The organism is Halomonas sp. IOP_14 (assembly GCF_021021315.1).
GTDB classification, from domain to species: Bacteria; Pseudomonadota; Gammaproteobacteria; order Pseudomonadales; family Halomonadaceae; genus Vreelandella; species Vreelandella titanicae.
Map to the genome: position 1 here is coordinate 1 of NZ_JAINWD010000049.1, position 19,592 is coordinate 19,592.

18 protein-coding genes are annotated in these 19,592 nt (G+C 55.1%); 4 read left to right on the forward strand and 14 right to left on the reverse strand.

Annotated features, from left to right (window positions below; all coding sequences use genetic code 11):
- Positions 1–308: 308 nt before the first annotated feature.
- The 9 genes from K7H09_RS21565 to K7H09_RS21605 form a co-directional block, all read right to left on the reverse strand.
- The gene (locus tag K7H09_RS21565; RefSeq protein ID WP_230805938.1) at positions 309–1,379 is read right to left on the reverse strand and encodes a porin; all 1,071 of its coding nucleotides are present in this window, start codon (positions 1,377–1,379) and stop codon (positions 309–311) included.
- 264 nt (positions 1,380–1,643) lie between these two features.
- Entirely contained in the window at positions 1,644–2,444 is an 801-nt protein-coding gene (locus tag K7H09_RS21570; RefSeq protein ID WP_230805940.1) for a ProQ/FINO family protein, read from the reverse strand.
- 20 nt (positions 2,445–2,464) lie between these two features.
- Positions 2,465–3,022: a dihydrofolate reductase gene (locus K7H09_RS21575; RefSeq protein WP_190373552.1), complete on the reverse strand. Its 558-nt coding sequence runs from the start codon at positions 3,020–3,022 to the stop codon at positions 2,465–2,467.
- The gene (locus tag K7H09_RS21580) at positions 3,019–3,792 is read right to left on the reverse strand and encodes a thymidylate synthase (RefSeq protein WP_053857259.1); all 774 of its coding nucleotides are present in this window, start codon (positions 3,790–3,792) and stop codon (positions 3,019–3,021) included. Before K7H09_RS21580 ends, K7H09_RS21575 begins: the two co-directional genes overlap by 4 nt.
- Before the next feature lie 386 nt (positions 3,793–4,178).
- Positions 4,179–4,697: a hypothetical protein gene (locus K7H09_RS21585; protein ID WP_230805941.1), complete on the reverse strand. Its 519-nt coding sequence runs from the start codon at positions 4,695–4,697 to the stop codon at positions 4,179–4,181.
- A complete protein-coding gene (locus tag K7H09_RS21590) occupies positions 4,694–4,993 on the reverse strand; it encodes a nucleotidyltransferase domain-containing protein (RefSeq protein ID WP_022519678.1) in 300 nt (99 codons plus the stop codon). The genes K7H09_RS21585 and K7H09_RS21590 overlap by 4 nt, the downstream gene beginning before the upstream one ends.
- 123 nt (positions 4,994–5,116) lie before the next feature.
- Entirely contained in the window at positions 5,117–5,905 is a 789-nt protein-coding gene (gene lgt / locus K7H09_RS21595) for a prolipoprotein diacylglyceryl transferase (protein WP_022519679.1), read from the reverse strand.
- A gap of 67 nt (positions 5,906–5,972) precedes the next feature.
- Positions 5,973–6,770, reverse strand: coding sequence for a sulfite exporter TauE/SafE family protein (locus K7H09_RS21600; RefSeq protein WP_230805943.1), 798 nt, complete (start codon positions 6,768–6,770; stop codon positions 5,973–5,975).
- Positions 6,767–7,993 (reverse strand): response regulator, encoded by a 1,227-nt coding sequence (locus K7H09_RS21605; protein WP_230805945.1) that lies wholly within the window; start codon positions 7,991–7,993, stop codon positions 6,767–6,769. Before K7H09_RS21605 ends, K7H09_RS21600 begins: the two co-directional genes overlap by 4 nt.
- Before the next feature lie 185 nt (positions 7,994–8,178).
- Between K7H09_RS21605 and K7H09_RS21610 the strand changes: the two genes are divergently transcribed.
- Positions 8,179–8,979, forward strand: a complete 801-nt coding sequence (locus K7H09_RS21610; protein WP_022519682.1) for an NRDE family protein — start codon at positions 8,179–8,181, stop codon at positions 8,977–8,979.
- A 16-nt stretch (positions 8,980–8,995) separates the two neighbouring features.
- Here K7H09_RS21610 and ptsP read toward each other — a convergent pair whose 3' ends face one another.
- Both ptsP and rppH read right to left on the reverse strand, forming a co-directional pair.
- Positions 8,996–11,257 carry a phosphoenolpyruvate--protein phosphotransferase gene (gene ptsP, locus K7H09_RS21615; RefSeq protein ID WP_039860909.1) on the reverse strand — a complete coding sequence of 754 codons (2,262 nt, stop codon included), beginning with the start codon at positions 11,255–11,257 and terminating at the stop codon, positions 8,996–8,998.
- A gap of 88 nt (positions 11,258–11,345) precedes the next feature.
- Positions 11,346–11,837 (reverse strand): RNA pyrophosphohydrolase, encoded by a 492-nt coding sequence (gene rppH / locus K7H09_RS21620; RefSeq protein ID WP_230805948.1) that lies wholly within the window; start codon positions 11,835–11,837, stop codon positions 11,346–11,348.
- Positions 11,838–12,071: 234 nt separating this feature from the next.
- On the opposite strand from rppH, the gene K7H09_RS21625 reads away from it, so the two are divergent.
- Complete coding sequence (locus tag K7H09_RS21625; RefSeq protein ID WP_009288657.1) at positions 12,072–12,728, forward strand: HAD family hydrolase; 657 nt, start codon at positions 12,072–12,074, stop codon at positions 12,726–12,728.
- A gap of 463 nt (positions 12,729–13,191) precedes the next feature.
- On the opposite strand, the gene K7H09_RS21630 is transcribed toward K7H09_RS21625, so the two are convergent.
- The 3 genes from K7H09_RS21630 to K7H09_RS21640 form a co-directional block, all read right to left on the reverse strand.
- Positions 13,192–13,560 (reverse strand): PIN domain-containing protein, encoded by a 369-nt coding sequence (locus tag K7H09_RS21630; RefSeq protein ID WP_138800623.1) that lies wholly within the window; start codon positions 13,558–13,560, stop codon positions 13,192–13,194.
- Positions 13,550–13,783 carry a hypothetical protein gene (locus K7H09_RS21635; protein WP_138800624.1) on the reverse strand — a complete coding sequence of 78 codons (234 nt, stop codon included), beginning with the start codon at positions 13,781–13,783 and terminating at the stop codon, positions 13,550–13,552. The genes K7H09_RS21630 and K7H09_RS21635 overlap by 11 nt, the downstream gene beginning before the upstream one ends.
- A 332-nt stretch (positions 13,784–14,115) precedes the next feature.
- Positions 14,116–15,090: a malate dehydrogenase gene (locus K7H09_RS21640; RefSeq protein ID WP_022519687.1), complete on the reverse strand. Its 975-nt coding sequence runs from the start codon at positions 15,088–15,090 to the stop codon at positions 14,116–14,118.
- 242 nt (positions 15,091–15,332) lie between these two features.
- Here K7H09_RS21640 and K7H09_RS21645 point away from each other — a divergent pair, with 242 nt between their 5' ends.
- The gene (locus K7H09_RS21645) at positions 15,333–16,451 is read left to right on the forward strand and encodes an efflux RND transporter periplasmic adaptor subunit (protein ID WP_230805950.1); all 1,119 of its coding nucleotides are present in this window, start codon (positions 15,333–15,335) and stop codon (positions 16,449–16,451) included.
- The gene (locus K7H09_RS21650) at positions 16,435–19,506 is read left to right on the forward strand and encodes an efflux RND transporter permease subunit (protein ID WP_230805953.1); all 3,072 of its coding nucleotides are present in this window, start codon (positions 16,435–16,437) and stop codon (positions 19,504–19,506) included. The genes K7H09_RS21645 and K7H09_RS21650 overlap by 17 nt, the downstream gene beginning before the upstream one ends.
- Positions 19,507–19,592: the final 86 nt, after the last annotated feature.

A 19,592-nucleotide genomic window follows, 5' to 3' on the forward strand; every position in this document is an offset into this window, starting at 1 on the left:
GATGGCAGTGACTTTTTCAGAGCTTCCTTAACAGGCCGGCTACAACCACCGCTAACTGCTTCTTCTGCATTAGAAATAATCCCTTGATACGCTAATTTTGTTAGCTGCTTTAGCTATTCAGCTATTCTCAGCTATATGCAGCGAAACAATGTTATACAATATCAAGTTGGCTTTAAAGGAAAACAGTTCTTATTTGTATTAATAAATATTATTGACAAAAATGCAAAAAAAAACCGGCCTCTAAAGAGGCCGGTTATATTTGGTTCTGCTAGGCAGTTAACCCTTCATGCGTGGTAATTAAACCAGGCTTAGAAGTGGTAACGAGCGCCTGTCAGCCAATACATGTCGTCGCCATCAGCGCGCTCAACATCGATGCCACTGCCACCGCCGACGGTAACGTCGATAGACGGCTGGTCAGCTTGCTGCAGCTCTAGGAACACATCAAAGTTGCTGGAAACTTTATAGTAAGAACCCAGGGCCCAAGAAGTGCGGCTGTCGCCGTTGTCAGGATCTACGTCGTAGACGTCAGCAGCAAATGCCCAAGGACCAGTGGTGAAAGTACCACCTAGGCCAACTGTGTCGTAACCACCACCACGAAGGTTGTTATCGTCGCGAGTTTCGTAACCCAAGCGAGCAGAGAACTGGTCAGTAATATCGTAAGAACCGATCAGACCGTACAACATTTCAGCGTTACCGCCGCCACGTGCAACGTCTTCAACAAAACCCAGACCTACAGTTACAGGGCCTTGTGCGTAACGAACACCACCTTGCGGTGCGATTACGTCACCTTCAGAAGTTTCTTCCGCTTCAGTCAGGCCGCGCTCGCTATAGTGTTTCAGCTGCAAGAAGGCAGTGAAGCCGCTCAGGTCAGGCGTGTAGTAACCGATAGAGTCGCCACGCGACTGCTTCGGGTGACCAGCAAACTCTAAACCGCGATCAATTTCCCAATCGAACGGCTTGGAAACGAACTGGTTGTAGAAGCTGTCGAAATTACCTGCTTGGAAAGTACCGAACTGGTCGCTTTGCAAGCCGATGTAGCTCTGACGAACTTCTTTGAAACCGCTGTTGCCATTACCGCTAGGGCCGGTACGCTCGTCACCGTCGAAACGCCACTCAACACGACCGAAAGCAGTCAGGTCACGTGAAACTTCGTGGCTCATGCGCAGACCAAGACGTGAGTAAACATCTACGAACTCAGCGTCGTTGTTGATTTTTTCGCCGCCACCGTTGTACTCAGGGCCGCCACCAGCAACACCCATGGCGATACGGCCATAGACGTCAAGCCTGGTGCCATCCTGGTCATAAACGGTTGCAGCTTGGGCTGCAGCAGAGGCACCCAGGGCGCCAACGATAGCAGTCGCTAAAAGTGTCTTTTTCATGATGTAAGTTCCTTAACTCGTATACTGTTTCGATCGTTGCTGCTCAACTCTTAATAAGTTGGCAGTTGGCTTTTGCGGGCCATGCTCTTTTGCCATCCATCGGTTTTTCCCGATGGTATGCGGCATGTCCTCAACTAAGCCTTGTTATAGTCCAATGCTCGCAGAACAAACTCTATACCGGGACTCCAGGGAACGCAATAGAAAAAAACAGTGTTTTCTTACTATTTGTGCTTTTTTATGGAACCCCTGCTGCTGGGCCCGGTCTCAGCGGCCTTTGAATTTCTGCTGTAAATCTAACAATTTGTCTTCCAAGCTAAGCGACTTACGCGGCTCGCCTTTTCCTGCCTTCGGTTCTGCATCCTGCGCTAAATCAGGCTGTTTCGGTTTTTCTTGACGGGTGTTTTTAGCGGCAGGCGATGGTTTAGGTTGCGCTTTTTTGGGCTGCCCTCCTTCTTTCTTCTCACCGCGTTTTTCTGCTGCGTGTCGCGCCGCTTCTTTATCGACCTTACCTGCGGGTTGGCCATCCAAATCTACCCGTTCGGCACCCTCGCGCACTGCTTTTATATAGCGCGGGAGGTTCACGTAGTTGGCTAAGGCTCGACGAATTAGCTTATTAGGCCACTCTTCGCGCTCTGCAAGCTGTTGATGAATACCAACTTTTAAGGGCTTTGTGTGGCCTTTAAAAAACGCCTTGGGGTAGCGCTCGTACCATTGATTCAGCAGGGCATGCGGCGAAGGCGCTTTGGCCGTTTCAGCGGTAGCCGATAATTCACCTTTTTCTTCTAGCACTGTTTCTACTGGCTTGGCTTCTTCTGGCTCGGCCTGATCTGGCGTTTCAGGCGCTTTTGGGTCGAGAACTTTTGCATCGACAGCTTCTTCGCTATGTATTTCAGTGTCTATTGTAGTCGTGGCTTCGGAGCTTGGCTCGCTTTGCGATTGGGCGTTTTTCAATGCCAATTGCTGCTTTAGCCGCTGGTTTTCTTCACGCAGGGCATGTAGCTCAGCTTGTGTGCGTTCAAGACGCGCTTCTAAATCATCTAATATATTCATTAAGCTGGCGGCCATAGCCTTCTCCTTTGCCCTTTTTAGTCGGCGATGCGCTCGTAAACGACGAAATCATAACTTGGCTGCCCTTCTGCTGGCTGCCCCGCTACGCGCTGTACTTCTTGCCACTCGCTGGGGTCGAAGTCAGGAAACGTTGCGTCGCCTTCTACCTCTATGTCCACTTCCGTTATGTAAAGCCGCTGTGCAAAGGGAAGCGCCTGGCGGTAAATTTCTCCGCCTCCCATTACCATGATCTCTTCTGCCGCCTCTATGGTGGCGTGCTGGTCGGCTAGCTCTAGCGCTGCGGGCAGGTCATGGCACACGCGTACGCCTTCGTGGGAAAACTCGGCGTTGCGGGTGACAACGACATTAAGCCGATTAGGCAGCGGCTTGCCAATGGAAGCGTAGGTTTTACGCCCCATGACCAGCGGTTTTGCCTGGGTAATGCGTTTGAAGAACTTTAAATCTTCGGGCAGGTACCAGGGCAACTTGCCGTCTACGCCGATCACACGATTTTTAGCCATGGCAACGATCATTGCCACCGGCACCAGAGAGTCGAAAGCGCCGTTTTGGTTACTCGTATCGTTTTGCTGGCTCATACCGCTACCTCGGCCTTGATGTGCGGGTGCGCCTCGTAAGCGTCAATGTGAATATCTTCAAAACGGAATGCGAACAAGTCGTCTACCTCTGGATTGAGCACTAGCTTAGGCGCCGCTTTAGGCGTACGCGATAGCTGCTCTTTGGCCTGTTCAAGGTGGTTACTGTACAGGTGCGCATCGCCTAGGGTGTGGATAAATTCACCCGGCTGCAGGCCGGTCACCTGGGCGACCATGGTCAGTAGTAAGGCGTAGCTGGCGATATTAAACGGCACGCCGAGGAAAATGTCGGCGCTGCGCTGATAGAGCTGGCACGACAGCTTGCCATTGGCCACATAGAACTGGAACAGGCAGTGGCACGGTGGTAGCTGCATTTCATCGACCTGGGCTGGGTTCCATGCAGAAACAATCAGGCGGCGGGATTGGGGGGTGGTGCGAATTTGACCGAGCACCTTGGCAATTTGGTCAACGCTGCCACCTTTTGGGTCGGGCCAGCTGCGCCACTGGTAGCCATAAACGGGGCCTAAATCGCCGTTTTCATCCGCCCACTCGTCCCAAATCCGCACGCCGTTCTCTTTTAGGTAGGCGATGTTGGTGTCGCCTTTCAGGAACCACAGGAGTTCGTGAATAATCGAGCGCAGGTGGAGTTTTTTGGTGGTCAGTAGCGGAAAACCACGCGATAAATCAAAGCGCATTTGATGGCCAAACACGGAGCGCGTGCCGACGCCTGTACGGTCGTGGCGGTCAACGCCATGCTCCAAAACGGTTTGCATCAAGTCTAAATAGGGTTGCTCAAGCGCGGGCGTTGGTGCAGTCACAGAATTTCCAAATTAACAGGCGATGTAGCGGTTTATTCTAGGCGCCCATAGCTGCCCGGTCTAGCAGTGCCGGCCTGTTAACGTTATTCGCCCAACCCCGGCACCGCTTCGCGCTGCTCCCGCGGGTGCGCTTCGCTTACCACGCGCTACTAAATCTCGCATGCACATGAATGCGGGGGATCCAATGCACTGTGCACATTATGATATGGCTGCGGTACGTAATCACACCACCGAAAGCGAGCGAGTGCACATCCCCGTACGAGTTCGGCGAGCGTTTGAGGCACCCGTTGGTGTACTCCCCCAATTATCAGATAGTTGAGTTCCTTCATCTTCCAAGAACACTAGCTATTAGGTAAATCCAACAACCCCGGCAAATCAGCTAAGGCCATTTTACTTTCAGCATAATTGTGAAGCTGGTTATAGGTATCCATAAGCATAAGACTCGAATCTCGCGCAATATTGATCGCCTCTGCAAACTCGCATGCATTTTCCATGTACTCATGAACCAACTGGTTACAAAGTTTTCTGGCAATCAGCCACCCTTCAACACTTTCTACTACACCTAAGCGCTCAGCCCGGTTTAGTGTTTCAATTTGGCTTCCAGGCTTTTCCGCAAGCGCCTGTAACCAGCGAGGTAATAACTTATCGGCTAACGTATCTTGCATTCGGCCAAACCTGGAAACGAAAGCTTCTAAAAGAACCGCCTCTTCTGGCTGTTCGTCTAGCACCTCTACCCATGTTTGGGTAATCAGCTTCCCTTCAGCAAATAGCGTAAGCCAACTGTATGCTAAGTGATTCCCTTCACGCTTTACTATGCTAAGCGTCGCCACGAAGCGCTCAACCGGAAGAAGACCACTCATATTAGCTCTCCATTAGTAAGCGCTTGCTCATACACAGGTGACAAGGGTGTTTCTGGATCATAAATCAATATGTCGATTGGCTGGTCGCCCAGGCGCATCTGTAACCGAGCCGTCATGGTCAACATCTTGATCATTTTGCCCGTCATTGGCTTGTCACTCTTGACTAAAATGTCGATGTCCCCGCCCTTGACATGGTCGTTTAAGCGGGAACCAAAGAGCGCAAGCTGAACATTATTACCGAAAACTTCCTGGCCTACCTGCTTTACGATAGCTTTCTGCTCTTCACTGAGTCTCATACCACACCTCTGTATTAACTCAATTTGGCTTTGTCATGAACAACTATTTCCCAATAGGTTCTAATGACAACCTGACGTAATACCGCTATTTCCAACTGAATCAGGCAAGGCTCTATGACCCCATCAAACCTTAACATCCACTGGTTGGGAGCGTGACCAGGCGATGATGACGAGGCCCAGCGCGATCATGGGAAGCGAGAGCAGCATGCCCATGGTGACCCAGCCGAAGGCGATAAAACCAATGTGGGCGTCGGGCATGCGGACAAATTCGACCATAAAGCGGAACACGCCGTAGCAGACTAAAAACAGCCCGGATAAAAAGCCTCGTGCGGTCGGCTTGGCGGAGACCCACCACAGAATGGCGAACAGCACGACGCCTTCTAACAGCGCCTCGTAGAGTGCTGATGGATGACGCGGCTCAGGCCCCATGCCGGGAAATGGCATGCCCCAAGGAAGCGAGGTCATGCGGCCCGGTAGCTCGTGATTAATAAAGTTACCAATACGCCCGGCACCCAAGCCAATCGGCACCAGAGGAGCGATAAAGTCGGTGAGCGTTAAAAAAGCCAACTGCTTACGCCGAGCGAATATCCAGGCGGCGAGGAGCACCCCGAGTAGGCCGCCGTGAAAGCTCATGCCGCCATCCCATACGCGGAAGATCCACAGCGGGTCGGCTGTCCACTGTCCTAGCCCGTAGAACAGCGCGTACCCTAAGCGCCCTCCAGCCACGACACCGATGGCACAGTAGAAGAGCAAATCACCGATATCGTCATTATTGAGACCAATACGCGATGCGCGCCGACAGCCAAGCCACCAGGCGGCGACAAATCCCACCACATACATAAGGCCATACCAATGGACTTGCAGCGGCCCCAAGGAGATAGCCACTGGGTCAATCGTTGGGTAATTAATCATTTACACTCTCTAATCTGACCAAAGGAAGTATTTATAGCACTCACTCAACAAGCCAAACATTCACCGGCTAGGAGAGCAGGAAGCGAACCCCTACCACTGCCAGCAGTAACGCGAAGGAGAGACGTAGCACATGAGCGGGCAAAACATGGGCAAGTTTAACGCCTAAGCGGGCAAATGGAACGCTGGTGACCACGATACTGAAAAACGCTGGCCACATAACAAAGCCAGTTGTCCAGGCGGGCAGCAGTGGATTACCCCAGCCCACCACGATAAACGCCAGAGCCCCCACCAGCGCGATGGGTAGCCCTACCGCCGCTGCCGTGCCCACCGCTTGAGTCATGCTGGCACCACAGCGTGATAGTAGCGGTACTGTCATGGCGCCTCCGCCAATCCCGAACAGTGCTGAAATAGCACCGATTGCGCCACCGGCGAGCGTCATTATCCATTTACCGGGTGAGGCACTGCCCGGCTTAGGCGTTAATCCAAACACCATTTTTGCGGCAATGAGTAGAACAAAGATGCCAAACATAGTTCCCAGCACCGTGCCGGAGAGGTTGTCGGCAATAAACGCCCCAACGATGGAACCTAACACTAAGCCAGGCAGCAGCGCTTTAAGCCACCCTCGGTGAATGCTGCCGCGCCGATAATGGCCAAGGGTGGACGATGAACCGGTGACAAGAATAGTGGCAAGAGAGGTGCCAATGGCTAAATGCATGGCAATTTCAGAAGCGATGTTCTGCAGCCCAAACGCAAAGACCAAGACAGGAACGATAATGAGCCCACCGCCCACTCCGAATACGCCAGCCATCGTGCCCGCAACGGCACCTAAGGTTAAATAAATCGATAACGTCGTGACGATGGTCATTCAGACGGAGCCGCTTTAACCGTGCCTGGGAACCAGTGAGCAATCATATTCATGAGGGTTTGGGGTTGGTAAGGCTTGGCAAGTAAGTCATCCATACCAGCCGCCAGACAGGCGTCGCGCCCGGCATTGTCGACGTTGGCCGTTAGTGCTACTAACACGCTTTGGCTACCGCCATGGTTGCGTTCGTACTCGCGCCAACGCCGGGTGGTTTCGAGCCCGTCCAGAGTGGGCATAAAAATATCCATAAATACCAGATCAAATATCGCGTATTGCTGGCGTTCCAACGCCTGTTCACCGCTGCTAGCGCCTTCCACCTGTAGGCCCTGGGTTTCCAGCATCTGCCGGGCCAGCATCAAATTTACCGGCCCGTCGTCAACGACCAATACGCGTAAAGTGCGCGGCGCCCCCAGGCGATCACCACTCCTCCCTTGTGCCTCACCGCTCAAAGAATTTTGTTCAGAACCCGGTTCAACTCCTACCTCAGCGCTTTGTTGAACAAGATTGGTCAGTAGTGCGCGGATATCCGATAGGTGCTCATACACTTCCATGATATTTTGCCCACCGTTATCGGTGAGCTCTTTATCAACCATGCTGTTTAAATGGTCTAACAAGCTATCCGTTTCACGCTGCAGCAGCGTTAAGTAGCCTGATTTTAATCGTGACTCTTCCCGCGCCCTTTCACGACCGGCGATCAAGTGCTTGAGCTGCCGTTGCTGGTGCTGAAGATCGTCCAGCAGGGTTTGCTCATGCTCCTGCCGGGTGTTCTTAGTAGCGGCAGTGGCCACTTGGGAGCAGTGCATGCAGCGCTCAAGACCGGCGAGGATTTCATTAACGCTGGCCAGCCGCTGAAGGGGTAGATGAGATTCGTCGGCGACATCCGGCGGGGAACATTTATGCTCGGGCAGTGAACGCGCAGCGGTAGCGCATAGTGCTTGACTGTGCCGTTCAAGTTCGGTGAGTTCTTGCATAAAGCGATTATCTTGACGCCGAGCATGCGCTTTAACCAACATCAGGAAGGCGCCGACATTCAAACTGCTGCCGATAAGCAGCGCCGCCATTAGCCACAACATGGTGCTCCAAGAGACGTAGCTGGGCGACATCCACCACATCATGGCGCCAACCACCACGCAGAGCACGATTAATGCTGCTTGCACAAGCAGCAGTGGCCACAGCAGAGGCCAAACAATGGCATTCCAAAAGTGCTCCCTTTGATAGCGCTGCATGATCTCGCCTTCCTATTGGCCGTATGGCCGCTGATAACGTGACCGCTGTTTAAGGCCCCACACCCATTCGGTGTGACGATTTATGCTACAAACATGATACTAATGTCAGTGTACGTCTACGCTTCGTTACTGTCATGCGGCTCTTGCGTTGAACGTTTTTCATCCTTATCGCCTGCGAGTTTGTTATGTGCTTGATATCGTTTGCTTGGCAACCCGGCACCCCCATGCCTTTGCGGCTAATGGGTAACCGTGATGAGTTCCATGCGCGCCCCACCGCGCCGCTGGGTGAGTGGCAAGATAACTCGGCCATTGTCGGTGGCCGCGATTTAGAGGCCGGTGGCTCGTGGCTGGCAGCCAAGCGCGGCGGTGTAGTGGCCGCGTTAACCAACGTACGTGACCCGCAATTGGGCACCCCACCCGGCGCGCCAAGCAGGGGGGAACTGGTCGCCGATGCCCTGCAATGTAGCGATATAGAAGCGTGGCTAACTGCGCTCAGCCAGGGCGAGGCAATGCGCTACGCGGGCTTTAATTTATTGGTCGCCACGCCCCAACGGCTTTGGCACCTACACCGCAGCAGAGATCGTCTGGCTCTCACTGAGGTAGCTCCCGGGGTTCATGGCCTCTCCAACGCTGATCTCAACTCACCCTGGCCAAAGCTTCTACATGTACGCACTGCGCTTGAGCACACTCTTTTACAGCCAGACCCGTTCCAGGCATGGCCTAGTGGCGTTCAGCGCGCTATGCAAAATCCACAAGAAGCGGCTATCGAGGAGTTGCCGGATACCGGCGTGGGGCTTGAATTGGAGCGCCAGCTTTCAGCGGCGTTTATTGTCGGCGAACGCTATGGCACCCGCGCCACCTCGTGGCTCACTCTGGATAGCGACGGGCACATCGAAGTTACCGAACAGCGCTTTGGGCCGCTGGGGCGCTTTGAGGGTGAAACCTCTTTAGCGTTGCCCAGCAGTTCGCTTGAATCTACACCCTAGGCTTTGCATAAAGAACTTAGTCACGGGGCGGCATCAGGTGCGATAGCTGCCACTCATCCATGCGTCCCTCTAGATGGGTATGCACCTGGGCAGGGGTGTCTAGCTCCATCACTTCTTTGAGCAACTGCTCGGCATCGCTGAACGGCACTCGGCGAATGGCCGCGCGCACTTTGGGCAGACTTGGCGCATTCATGGAAAGACTGGTAAAGCCCATGGCCATGAGCAGCAGCGCTCCAGCCGGGTCTCCGGCCAATTCACCACAGAGCGAAATGGGCTTATCGAGCCGCGTCGCATCATTAGCAAGTTCCAGCAGAGCGCCGAGCAACGCCGGGTGCAGCGCATCATAAAGACTCGATACGCGCGGGTTGTTACGGTCTACCGCCAGCAAGTACTGGGTTAGATCGTTGCTGCCCACGGAGAAAAAGTCGACTCGCTTCGCCAGCGCGTCCATTTGATAGATAGTGGCGGGCACTTCAATCATCACGCCCACTTTAGGTCTGACGACAGTAATCCCCTCTTCGCCCAGCTCTAGAATGGCGCGATCAAGCAGGCGCAGCGCTTCATCGACCTCTTCGACGTTGGTAATCATCGGGAAGAGAACGTAGAGGTTATCCAGGTCGATCGAGGCTTTGAGCATGGCGCGCAGTTGCACCATTAACACTTCCGGGTGATCCAGCGTTACGCGCATACCACGCCAGCCTAGAAACGGATTCGCCTCTTCAATGGGGAAATAGGGCAGATCCTTGTCACCGCCGATATCCAATGTGCGCATCACCACCGGCAACGGGGCAAAGCCTTCGAGCTGCTCACGATAAAGCTTGGTTTGCTCTTTCTCGCCGGGGAAGCGTTCGGTAATCATAAACGGCACTTCGGTTCGGTAGAGGCCCACTCCACCGATACGGCTTTTAAGCAGCGCGGTGGCATCTACCGCTAAGCCGGTATTGACCATAAGCGGCATCGTGTGACCGTCGGGCGTGGCGCTGGGCAGATCCTGCTCGTGCTCAAGCAGTTCGCTGAGCGCCTCTTCTTCGGCGATCAGACTTTCATAACGGGCCGTAAGTTCAGGCGCCGGGCGCACAAACAGGCGGCCACGGTGGCCGTCCAGCACCACCGGCGCACCGCCTAGGCGCGGCAGCGGTAAATCCATCATGCCCAGCACTGTCGGGATGCCCATGGCCCGGGCGACAATCGCCACGTGGGACGTGCTGGAGCCGCGTACCGAGACCAGCCCTTTGAGCTTTTCGCGGGGGACTTCACCCAGCATGGCCACGCTGATCTCATCACCGACCAGAATAGCGTTATCGGGGTAGGTTTCCGGCGTGGATGGGGTATCTTCTTGCAGATGCGCAAGTACCCGGCGGCCAAGATCACGAATATCAGCCGCTCGCTCGCGTAGGTAGTTGTCGTCTACCCGCTCCAGATACTGGACGTGACGACGCACTACATCGGCCAGAGCGCCTGGTGCCCACTGGCCTTCGCGAATGCGTTTTTCCACTTCATCAGCCAGCGCGGCTTCGCCGAGCATCTGCTGATAAACATCGAACAGCGCCAGCTCTTGAGCAGAGATCCTGCTTGCCAATCGTTCGGCCGCGGCACGAATTTCGTTGCGGGTTTTGCCAATGGCTTCTTTGAGGCGGGCGACCTCATAATCCTGATCGCGGGGTATCAGATCCGGCACGCTGTTTAAATCCGCGGGCGGGGTAATCACCACTGCTTCCCCCATGGCCATGCCAGGCGAGGCAGCAACGCCTTTAAACATTGCCTGCCCTCCGGCAAGCGCCGGGCGCAGCAGGTTGCCCGTGGCTAAAGCATGCGCCAGCACACCCGCCAACTGCGCGGCCATGGTGACCAGAAAGGCTTCGTCCTCATCGTCGTAGCGGCGCTTTTCGGCTTGCTGAACCACCAATACGCCCAGCATGTGGCGCTGATGAATAATCGGCACACCCAAAAAGCTGGAGTAGCGCTCCTCACCGGTGGCTTCAAAGTAGCGGAATTGCGGGTGGGTCTGGGCATCTTCAAGGTTAAGCGGCTCGCTGCGTTTGGCCACCAAGCCCACCAGGCCTTCACCTAACGGCAGTACTACGCGCCCTACGGCTTGAGTGCGCAGACCAATGGTCTCCATCAATACCAGCGACTCAAGCTCCTTGTCGTAAAGGTAGAAGGAGCACACATCAGTCTGCATCGCTTTACGAATTCGGCGTACCATCGTGGACAGCGCGGCGTCGAGGGTGCGCGCGCCGTTCACTTCCTGAATCACCCGGCGCAACACCTCAAGCATGGACGTTTTACTTTTCACTATTATTTGCCTCGCTGAGGAATTTTCTGGCAGACTGCTGCCGCCCTACCCTGGGCAGCGGCCAATCGCCCTAATCGTCATCCTGTGCCAGACGCTGAACGCGGAGAGACAACTCCCGCAGCGCGCGCCGATATACCTCTCGTTTAAAAGGCACTACCTGCCCTAGCGGGTACCAGTAGCTCACCCAACGCCACCCATCAAACTCGGGGGTTGGGGTTGCCGTCATACAGATCTGGCTTTCCTGGCAACGGATTTTAAGTAAAAACCACTTCTGCTTCTGGCCTATACAGACCGGACGCGAATGTGTGCGAATCATACGTCGTGGCAGACGGTAGCGTAGCCAGCCCCGGGTGCAGGCAACAATATCAACATCGTCGGCGGTTAGGCCGATCTCTTCGTAAAGTTCACGAAAAAGTGCTTGTTGTGGCGTCTCGCTTGCATTGATGCCCCCCTGGGGAAATTGCCACGCATTTTGTCCTACCCGACGCGCCCAAAGCAGCTGCCCCTGGCTATTGGCAATGATGATGCCAACATTGGGGCGAAAGCCGTCAGCGTCGATCACGGACATCACCTTAATAAATTTTCAGTTGTCCCCATTTTTCCACAAGGGTGACAAGCGTATCAATACAATATAACGCTAAGTGATGAATGGTTGCGTATCAGCATGGAGCGAAGAACGTGCGTTGGTGGGAATGACATGACGACTCTGCGATAATCCGCGTCCGCTATTTGCCTAACTAGCGTCTTTGAGCACTAACGACTGTCTACTATCCACTGACTAAAAAAGGGGAGCGCCGTGAGTCTGGCCATATTCGATTTGGATAATACGCTGCTATCCATCGACAGCGATCATGCCTGGGGCGAGTTTTTACTCGAACAAGGGGCAGTCGACCCGGTTGCCTACCGGGAAGCCAATGAGCGCTTCATGGCTGATTACAACGCGGGCACCCTGGATATGGCTGCTTTTTTGGAGATGGCGCTTAAACCGCTGGCTGATAATTCGCCGGAACAGCTTTCAGCGTGGCACCAGCAGTTCATGGCCAGCAAGATCGAACCCAATATTCTGCCCAAAGCCGAAGAGCTTCTGGCACGCCACCGCACCAAAGGCGACACGCTGCTGATTATTACCGCCACCAACCGCTTTATTACCGCCCCAATTGCCGAGCGTTTGGGGGTCGATCACTTAATCGCGGTGAACCCGGAGGTCAAAGAGGGCCGCTACACGGGGCGCGTTTCGGGCATTCCCAGCTACCGCGAAGGCAAAGTCACCCGCTTAGAAAAGTGGCTGGAAGATCAAGACCTGACCATGGAAGGCGCGTGGTTCTACAGCGACTCGCACAATGATTTGCCGCTGTTAGAAATAGTCGAGCACCCCGTCGCCGTCGACCCCGACGACACCCTGCGCGAAATCGCCAAAGAACGCCAATGGCGGATTATGAGTTTGCGGGATTAGGTTGTGTGAGTCGTGAGTCGTGAGTCGTGAGTCGTGAGTCGTGAGTCGTGAGTCGTGAGTCGTGAGTCGTGAGTCGTGAGTCGTGAGTCGTCAGGAGTATAGGTTTCGTAGCGCGTGGTAACGAGCAACCGAGGCACTTGAGGATGACGGCGGGATGACGCCCAGTGGTACCCCACACCAACCCCGGCACCGCTTCGCGCTGCTTTCGCGGGTGCGCTGACGCTTACCACGCGCTACTAAATCTCGCAGGCACATGCAGGTGGGGATTCCAAGGGCGTGTGCACGTTATGCAAATGGCCGTAGCACGTTATCATGCCACCGAAATCGAGTGATTGTCGTAGCGCGTGGTAACGAGAAAGCGAGTTCAGCGAGCGTGTCGAGGCACCCGCGGGAGGCGGCGGAACGACGCCCAAGAGCACCGCACGCGCCCTGGTATCAATAATTGCCACACGCAGGTAAATATTTAACGGCTTAGGAGAGTATCAAGCGAAATCACATTGCCAGCATGTTTATCTGCTAACTTAACGTCATCTGTGACCAACGTTGCTGCTGCTACAGATGCGGAAGCAGAGATAATACTATCCGGCAGTTTCATTTGAGTACTTCGTCGTACCTTGATGGTTTCGTTTTTGACCTGATGATCCAGTTCCACTCTTGTTAGCTGGGCCAATATCACCTTAATCGCCTGCTCGTCCTCTGGGAGCAAACCGGGAAAGGCCAGAAGCTCAAGCTCAGTGATGACAGAAAAGGCGTAATGGGCAGCTGGCAGACACAACTGACGTTCAATGGCATTAATGAAGACATTGGTATCGAGGAGATAGCTACCACTCATCCCGCAAATTCCTTTGGTATTCGACGCCGTCATGTGCTGTCAGAGACGGAGCTTTCACAGAGGTAAAATCTATTCCAACTTGCTTAACGGAGGGGTTCTCCTCCTCCTTTGTATTCTCATACAAAACAACGATTCGGGCATGTCTGTTCTTTAAATGCGCATATTCATCGGGGATTTTAACTACCCCATTCTGAATATCTGCCTCAAATTCAATCGCATGCATTTCAATCCCCCTTACAAATAAATAGCTTACCTAGCCATTTGACACTCTTTCTGTCAAAAATTCGAGTCACTAACGAACGGACTTATAATCCCGGCACCGCTCCGCGCTGCTTTCGCGGGTGCGCTTCGCTTACCACGCGCTACTAAATCTCGCAGGCACATGAAGGTGGGGATTCCAAGAGCGTGTGTACGCTATGCAAATGGCCGTGGCACCCCACACCAACCTCGGCACCGTTTCATGCTGCTAAATCTCACCCAACAAAAAACCCCACAAGCTAAGCTTGCGGGGTTTGGCGTTAACTGGCGCTAGTGTAAAAGCGTCAGCGGGCGCGTTTAGCCGAGCAGGTGCTCGACTGCTGCACGCTCTTCGCGCAGTTCTTTCTCGGTGGCTTTCATCTTCTCTTGGCTGAATTCGTCAATTTCGAAGCCTTGAACGATTTCATACTTGCCACCCTGGCAACGTACCGGGTAGGAGTAGATGATGCCTTCGTCGATGCCGTAGCTGCCGTCAGACGGAATTGCCATGCTGACGATGCCTTTGGAACCCAGCGCCCAGTCGTGCATATGGTCGATGGCGGAAGAGGCAGCAGAAGCGGCAGAAGAAGCGCCACGTGCTTTGATGATCGCCGCGCCGCGCTGCTGCACGGTGGGGATAAAGTCGTTTTCGTACCAATCGCGCTCAACCAGATCGAACGCTGCTTTGCCGTCGACTTTGCACTGAGCCAGATCCGGGTACTGGGTGGCACTGTGGTTGCCCCAGATGATCATGTTTTCAACGTCAGTGACATGCTTACCGGTTTTCTGTGCCAGCTGGGTCAGGGCACGGTTGTGATCCAAACGCGTCATGGCGGTGAACTGACCTGCGTCCAGGTCCGGCGCGTTGCAGGAAGCAATCAGCGCGTTGGTGTTGGCCGGGTTACCGACGACCAGCACTTTCACATCACGGCTGGCGTGATCGTTCAATGCTTTACCTTGAACGGAGAAGATCGCTGCGTTGGCTTCCAGCAGGTCTTTACGCTCCATGCCTGGGCCACGCGGACGTGCGCCAACCAGCAAGGCGAAATCAGCGTCTTTGAACGCTACGTTCGGGTCATCGGTGGCAACGATGTCTTGTACCAGCGGGAAGGCACAGTCGTTGACTTCCATTACCACGCCGTTCAGGGCGTCCATTGCCTGGGGAATTTCCAGAAGCTGGAGAATGACAGGCTGATCCGGCCCCAACATGTCGCCAGCGGCGATGCGGAAAATAAGAGAGTAACTGATCTGACCGGCGCCGCCGGTAATCGCAATACGTACTGGATCTTTCATCATTGCTCCTTGATTGGTTCGCCTAGGGATGGTTCTCGCCTGAGGAGTGGCTTAACAGAACTCAAGACGCAAAGATGGTATGCCCAGCCGGGGAAAAACTCAATCAGACATGCGACTACTACCCATTTACCATGCTTGCTATTCGCTCAATAGCTTGCTACTCGCTGAAAAGGTTGAGTTGCGCTATGGTATCTTCGGCTTTATGGCCTCCTTTCTTGTTTTGCTAAGGACATGGACGCTCCATGCGAAAAATCCCGTTCTCTTATGCCTTGGCTAGCCTTCTGGTGCTGACGCTAGTGATATGGCTCGCTTTTGGTAATTTTCAGCGCTTTCAAACCACACCCCCAGACGCCCCAGCGCGCAGCGAAGCAGGTTCGCGGGTTGAAATTGTCGTGCAGCAGAGCACGCCGTTTATTCCTCAGCAAATCGTCCAGGGCCAACTAACGGCAGAGCACGAAACAATCCTGCGCGCCAACGTCGCGGGCTTTGTGGCTGAGAAGCCGGTCGCGCAAGGTAGCCGCGTTGCGGCGGGCGATACGCTACTGGTACTGGATAATGACGCTCTGCCCGAGCAGCTACAGCAGGCCCGGGATGAACTAGCCGTGGCCGAGGCGGAGTATGCCGGGGCTCGCAACCTGCGCCAGCGGGAGCTGATTTCCCAGCCCGAGTTACTGCGCCTGCAGAGCGCACTAAGCGCCAGCGCCGCTTCCGTGGCGCAACTCCAGAAGCAACTGGACGACAGCCGCCCCACCGCACCTTTCGATGGCGTGCTGAACCGCGTTCAGGTGGAACTAGGCGACCTATTACAGCCCGGTGAAGAGTGGGGCCAACTGGTCGATGACCGCCGTTTGAAAGGTGCCGCCTGGGTTTCTCAGCAGCAAGTGGGCGATTTAAGCGAGGGGTTACCGGTGACCGCGCGGCTACTCAATGGCGACCACCTCGAAGGTGAGCTGACCTTTGTTAGTCACCGCGCTGAAGAGGCCACTCGCAGCTTTTATATCGAAGCCACGCTGGATAACCCGGCCGGTAAACGCTTGGCAGGCGGCAGTGCGGAGCTGACCATTACGCTGCCACCCCGCCAGGTGCATACCCTTTCGCCTGCGCTGCTGAGTTTGAATAGCGAAGGCCAACTGGCGGTCAAGCACCTGGATGAGAACAACACAGTACAGCAGACCACCGTGGAGCTGGTGAGTGCCGATACGCAGCACGCCTACGTGACAGGCCTACCCGACCCGCTACGCCTGATCACGTTGGGCGCTGGCATGGTAGATATCGGTGAGACAGTGACCCCGGTGCCTGTTGAAGAGGCGATTATTTCACAGCCGGCGGAACAGGATAGCGTTCATGCGCCAGTTGATTAATGCGGCGCTAGCCCACACTCGCACGACATTACTGCTGTTGGTGAGTCTTCTATTGGCGGGCATCACTGCCTGGCAGATGATCCCTAAAGAAGCTAACCCCGACGTCACCATTCCGATGATTTATGTCTCGCTGACACTGGAGGGGGTGAGCCCCGAGGATGGCGAACGGCTGCTGATTCGCCCCATGGAGCAGGAACTGCGTGGCATTGAAGGGTTGCGCAAGTTCACCGCCCAATCCAGCGAGGGGCATGGCTCGATTACTCTGGAATTCGACCCCGGCTTTGATCCCGACACCGCGCTAACCGATGTACGTGACCGGGTGGATATTGCCCGCAGCGAACTACCTTCCGAGGCCGATGAGCCGCGGGTGATGGAGGTCAACGTCTCGGAGTTTCCGGTGTTGACCATTGGCCTCTCCGGGCAGTTGGATACCCGTGAGCGCATGACGATTGCCCGACGCTTGCAGGAGGAGATCGAAGGCATCGCCGATGTGCTGGAAGTCGATATTGCCGGTGAGCGGGAAGACTTGCTGGAGATCGTCGTTGATCCTTTGGTACTGGAAAGCTACGGCGTTGATTTTGACACGCTATTTAATCAGGTATCGCGCAATAACCGCTTGGTGGCAGCGGGCAGTTTGGATACCGGCGCGGGGCGCCTGGCGCTGAAAGTCCCCGGTATTATCGAGTCCCTTGACGATGTTATGAATATGCCGGTCAAGGTCGATGAGGATCGTGTGGTCACCTTTGGCGATGTGGCCTGGATCAACCCTACCTATAAAGACCCCGAAGGCTTTGCCCGCATCGATGGCCAACCAGCGGTGGTGCTGGAAGTTTCCAAACGCGCCGGGGCGAATATCATCGCCACCATTGGCGCGGTGCGTGACCGCTTAGCCGATGCAGATGACTTACTTCCCGAGCAGTTGCGTTTCACCACTATTCTGGATGAGTCGACCACCGTTAAGAACATGCTCTCCGAGCTGCTCAATAACGTACTGACCGCCGTTGTGCTAGTGCTGATTGTAGTGGTCGCGGTGATGGGCTGGCGCATGGCGCTGCTGGTGGGGCTTACCATTCCCGGTGCCTTCTTAACCGGTATTCTGCTGGTATGGGCGTTTGGTTTTACGCTCAATATCGTGGTGCTGTTTGCACTGATTCTGGTGGCGGGCATGCTGGTGGATGGCGCTATCGTGGTCAGCGAGCTTGCCGACCGCCATCTGCGCGATGGCCAAACGCCTCATCAGGCGTGGCTCAACGCTGCTTCAAGAATGAGCTGGCCGGTGATTGCCTCTACGGCCACTACGTTGGCGGTCTTTATTCCCCTGCTGTTCTGGCCCGGCGTGGTCGGTCAGTTTATGAAGTACCTGCCAGCCACGGTAATTTTGTGCCTGCTGGCATCGCTGGCCATGGCGTTGGTGTTCTTACCTACTCTTGGGCGCCTGTTTACGCGTACCACCGCAACGACGACAGACGCTACCCCTGATGAGGCGACGACTTCCTTTGGGCGTGGCTATCGCCACCTGCTGGCAAGGCTACTTATGCACCCTGCCTGGGTACTGCTGGTGACCGTATTGTTAATGGCGCTGCTGTATACCGGCTATGCGCGCTTTAACCACGGTGTCGACTTCTTCCCAGCCGTAGAGCCTGACAGCGCCCAGGTGTTGGTGCGCGCACGAGGCGACTTTTCCGCCGTGGAGACCGACGCCATTGTGCAACGGGTGGAAGCCAAACTATCCGGCATGAGTGAAGTGCGAGCGCTGTATGCACGCTCCTTTGCAGTGCCTAACCAGCAGATGGGCAACGACGTGATTGGCATGCTGCAGTTCCAGTTTATCGACTGGCATGAACGTCGCCCTGCCCAGGCCATTTTGGACGACATGGCCGAGCGCGCCGGAGATATTCCCGGCATTACGCTGGAGTTTCAGGAGCAGGAGATGGGCCCCGGTGGCGGTAAGCCAATCGTGCTTGAGGTCAGCGCCACGAATCCCGACGTCGCCGATGCAGGCGTTAACCAGATAACCCAACTAATGCGCGAGCTGGGTGGCTTTACCGACATTGAGGATAACCGCAGCCTTCCGGGCGTGGAGTGGCAGGTTAACGTGGTTCGCGAAGCGGCGGCGCGCATGGGTACCGATGTAACGACCATTGGAAGCGCGGTGCAACTGCTGACGACCGGCCTTCAGGTGGCTAGCTATCGCCCGCCGGAAGTCAGCGATGAAGTGGATATCCGCGTGCGTCTGCCGCAAAACTGGCGTTCGCTGGATCAGCTTGAGCGCTTGACCATCAACACTCAGCGGGGCCAAGTGCCGATCTCGAATTTTGTGACTCTGGAACCGGCGCCGAAGGTCGGCACCCTTAATCGCATCAATGGTCGCCGGGCGATTACCATTGAGGCTGACTTAGCACCGGGCTATCTCGCTGATGAGCGCCTAACTGCCCTGCTAGCCGCAAGCAGCGGCAGTTTGCCTGATGGCCTGATGGTCAACGTGGCGGGTGAGCAGGAGGACCAGCAGGAGTCGATGCAGTTCTTAGCCAGTGCCTTCTTGATTGCTATCGGTTTGATGGCGCTGATTCTGGTCACCCAGTTCAATAGCTTTTATCAAGCGGGGTTGGTGCTCTCGGCGATTGTGTTCTCCACCGCGGGGGTGCTGATGGGCCTACTGATTACCGGCCAGGCGTTTGGCATTGTCATGGTGGGGATGGGCGTGATTGCTCTGGCGGGTATCGTGGTCAATAACAACATTGTTTTGATCGATACCTACAACGAACTGCGCGGCCAGGGTATGACACCCGGCGAAGCCGCCCTTGAAGCGGGCTGTTTACGCCTACGCCCTGTGCTGTTAACGGCGATTACCACGGTATTGGGGCTCATGCCGATGGTGCTGGGGATCAATGTAGACCTGTTCACCCCTGCCCTGGGCTTTAATGCGCCCTCCGCCCAGTGGTGGACGCAGATGTCGAGCGCCATAGCCGGCGGCCTCACCTTCGCCACCGCGCTAACGCTGTTGCTCACGCCGTGTATGTTGGTGATTGGGGGTAAATTACGGCGCAGGGGGTGAATGGTGAATGGTGAATGGTGAATGGTGAATGGTGAATGGTGAATGGTGAATGGTGAATCGATTATAAGGTATTGGGCACCCACCGT

Coding starts and splice junctions, on each gene's coding strand:
- K7H09_RS21590 (WP_022519678.1), bottom strand. CDS start 4,993: ATGAGACTCAGTGAAGAGCAGAAAGCTATCGTAAAGCAGGTAGGCCAG.
- K7H09_RS21570 (WP_230805940.1), bottom strand. CDS start 2,444: ATGGCCGCCAGCTTAATGAATATATTAGATGATTTAGAAGCGCGTCTT.
- K7H09_RS21600 (WP_230805943.1), bottom strand. CDS start 6,770: ATGACCATCGTCACGACGTTATCGATTTATTTAACCTTAGGTGCCGTT.
- K7H09_RS21645 (WP_230805950.1), top strand. CDS start 15,333: ATGCGAAAAATCCCGTTCTCTTATGCCTTGGCTAGCCTTCTGGTGCTG.
- ptsP (WP_039860909.1), bottom strand. CDS start 11,257: ATGCTTGAGGTGTTGCGCCGGGTGATTCAGGAAGTGAACGGCGCGCGC.
- K7H09_RS21565 (WP_230805938.1), bottom strand. CDS start 1,379: ATGAAAAAGACACTTTTAGCGACTGCTATCGTTGGCGCCCTGGGTGCC.
- K7H09_RS21605 (WP_230805945.1), bottom strand. CDS start 7,993: ATGCAGCGCTATCAAAGGGAGCACTTTTGGAATGCCATTGTTTGGCCT.
- K7H09_RS21640 (WP_022519687.1), bottom strand. CDS start 15,090: ATGAAAGATCCAGTACGTATTGCGATTACCGGCGGCGCCGGTCAGATC.
- K7H09_RS21585 (WP_230805941.1), bottom strand. CDS start 4,697: ATGAGTGGTCTTCTTCCGGTTGAGCGCTTCGTGGCGACGCTTAGCATA.
- K7H09_RS21630 (WP_138800623.1), bottom strand. CDS start 13,560: ATGAGTGGTAGCTATCTCCTCGATACCAATGTCTTCATTAATGCCATT.
- K7H09_RS21575 (WP_190373552.1), bottom strand. CDS start 3,022: ATGAGCCAGCAAAACGATACGAGTAACCAAAACGGCGCTTTCGACTCT.
- lgt (WP_022519679.1), bottom strand. CDS start 5,905: ATGATTAATTACCCAACGATTGACCCAGTGGCTATCTCCTTGGGGCCG.
- K7H09_RS21580 (WP_053857259.1), bottom strand. CDS start 3,792: ATGCAAACCGTTTTGGAGCATGGCGTTGACCGCCACGACCGTACAGGC.
- K7H09_RS21650 (WP_230805953.1), top strand. CDS start 16,435: ATGCGCCAGTTGATTAATGCGGCGCTAGCCCACACTCGCACGACATTA.
- K7H09_RS21635 (WP_138800624.1), bottom strand. CDS start 13,783: ATGCATGCGATTGAATTTGAGGCAGATATTCAGAATGGGGTAGTTAAA.
- K7H09_RS21610 (WP_022519682.1), top strand. CDS start 8,179: ATGTGCTTGATATCGTTTGCTTGGCAACCCGGCACCCCCATGCCTTTG.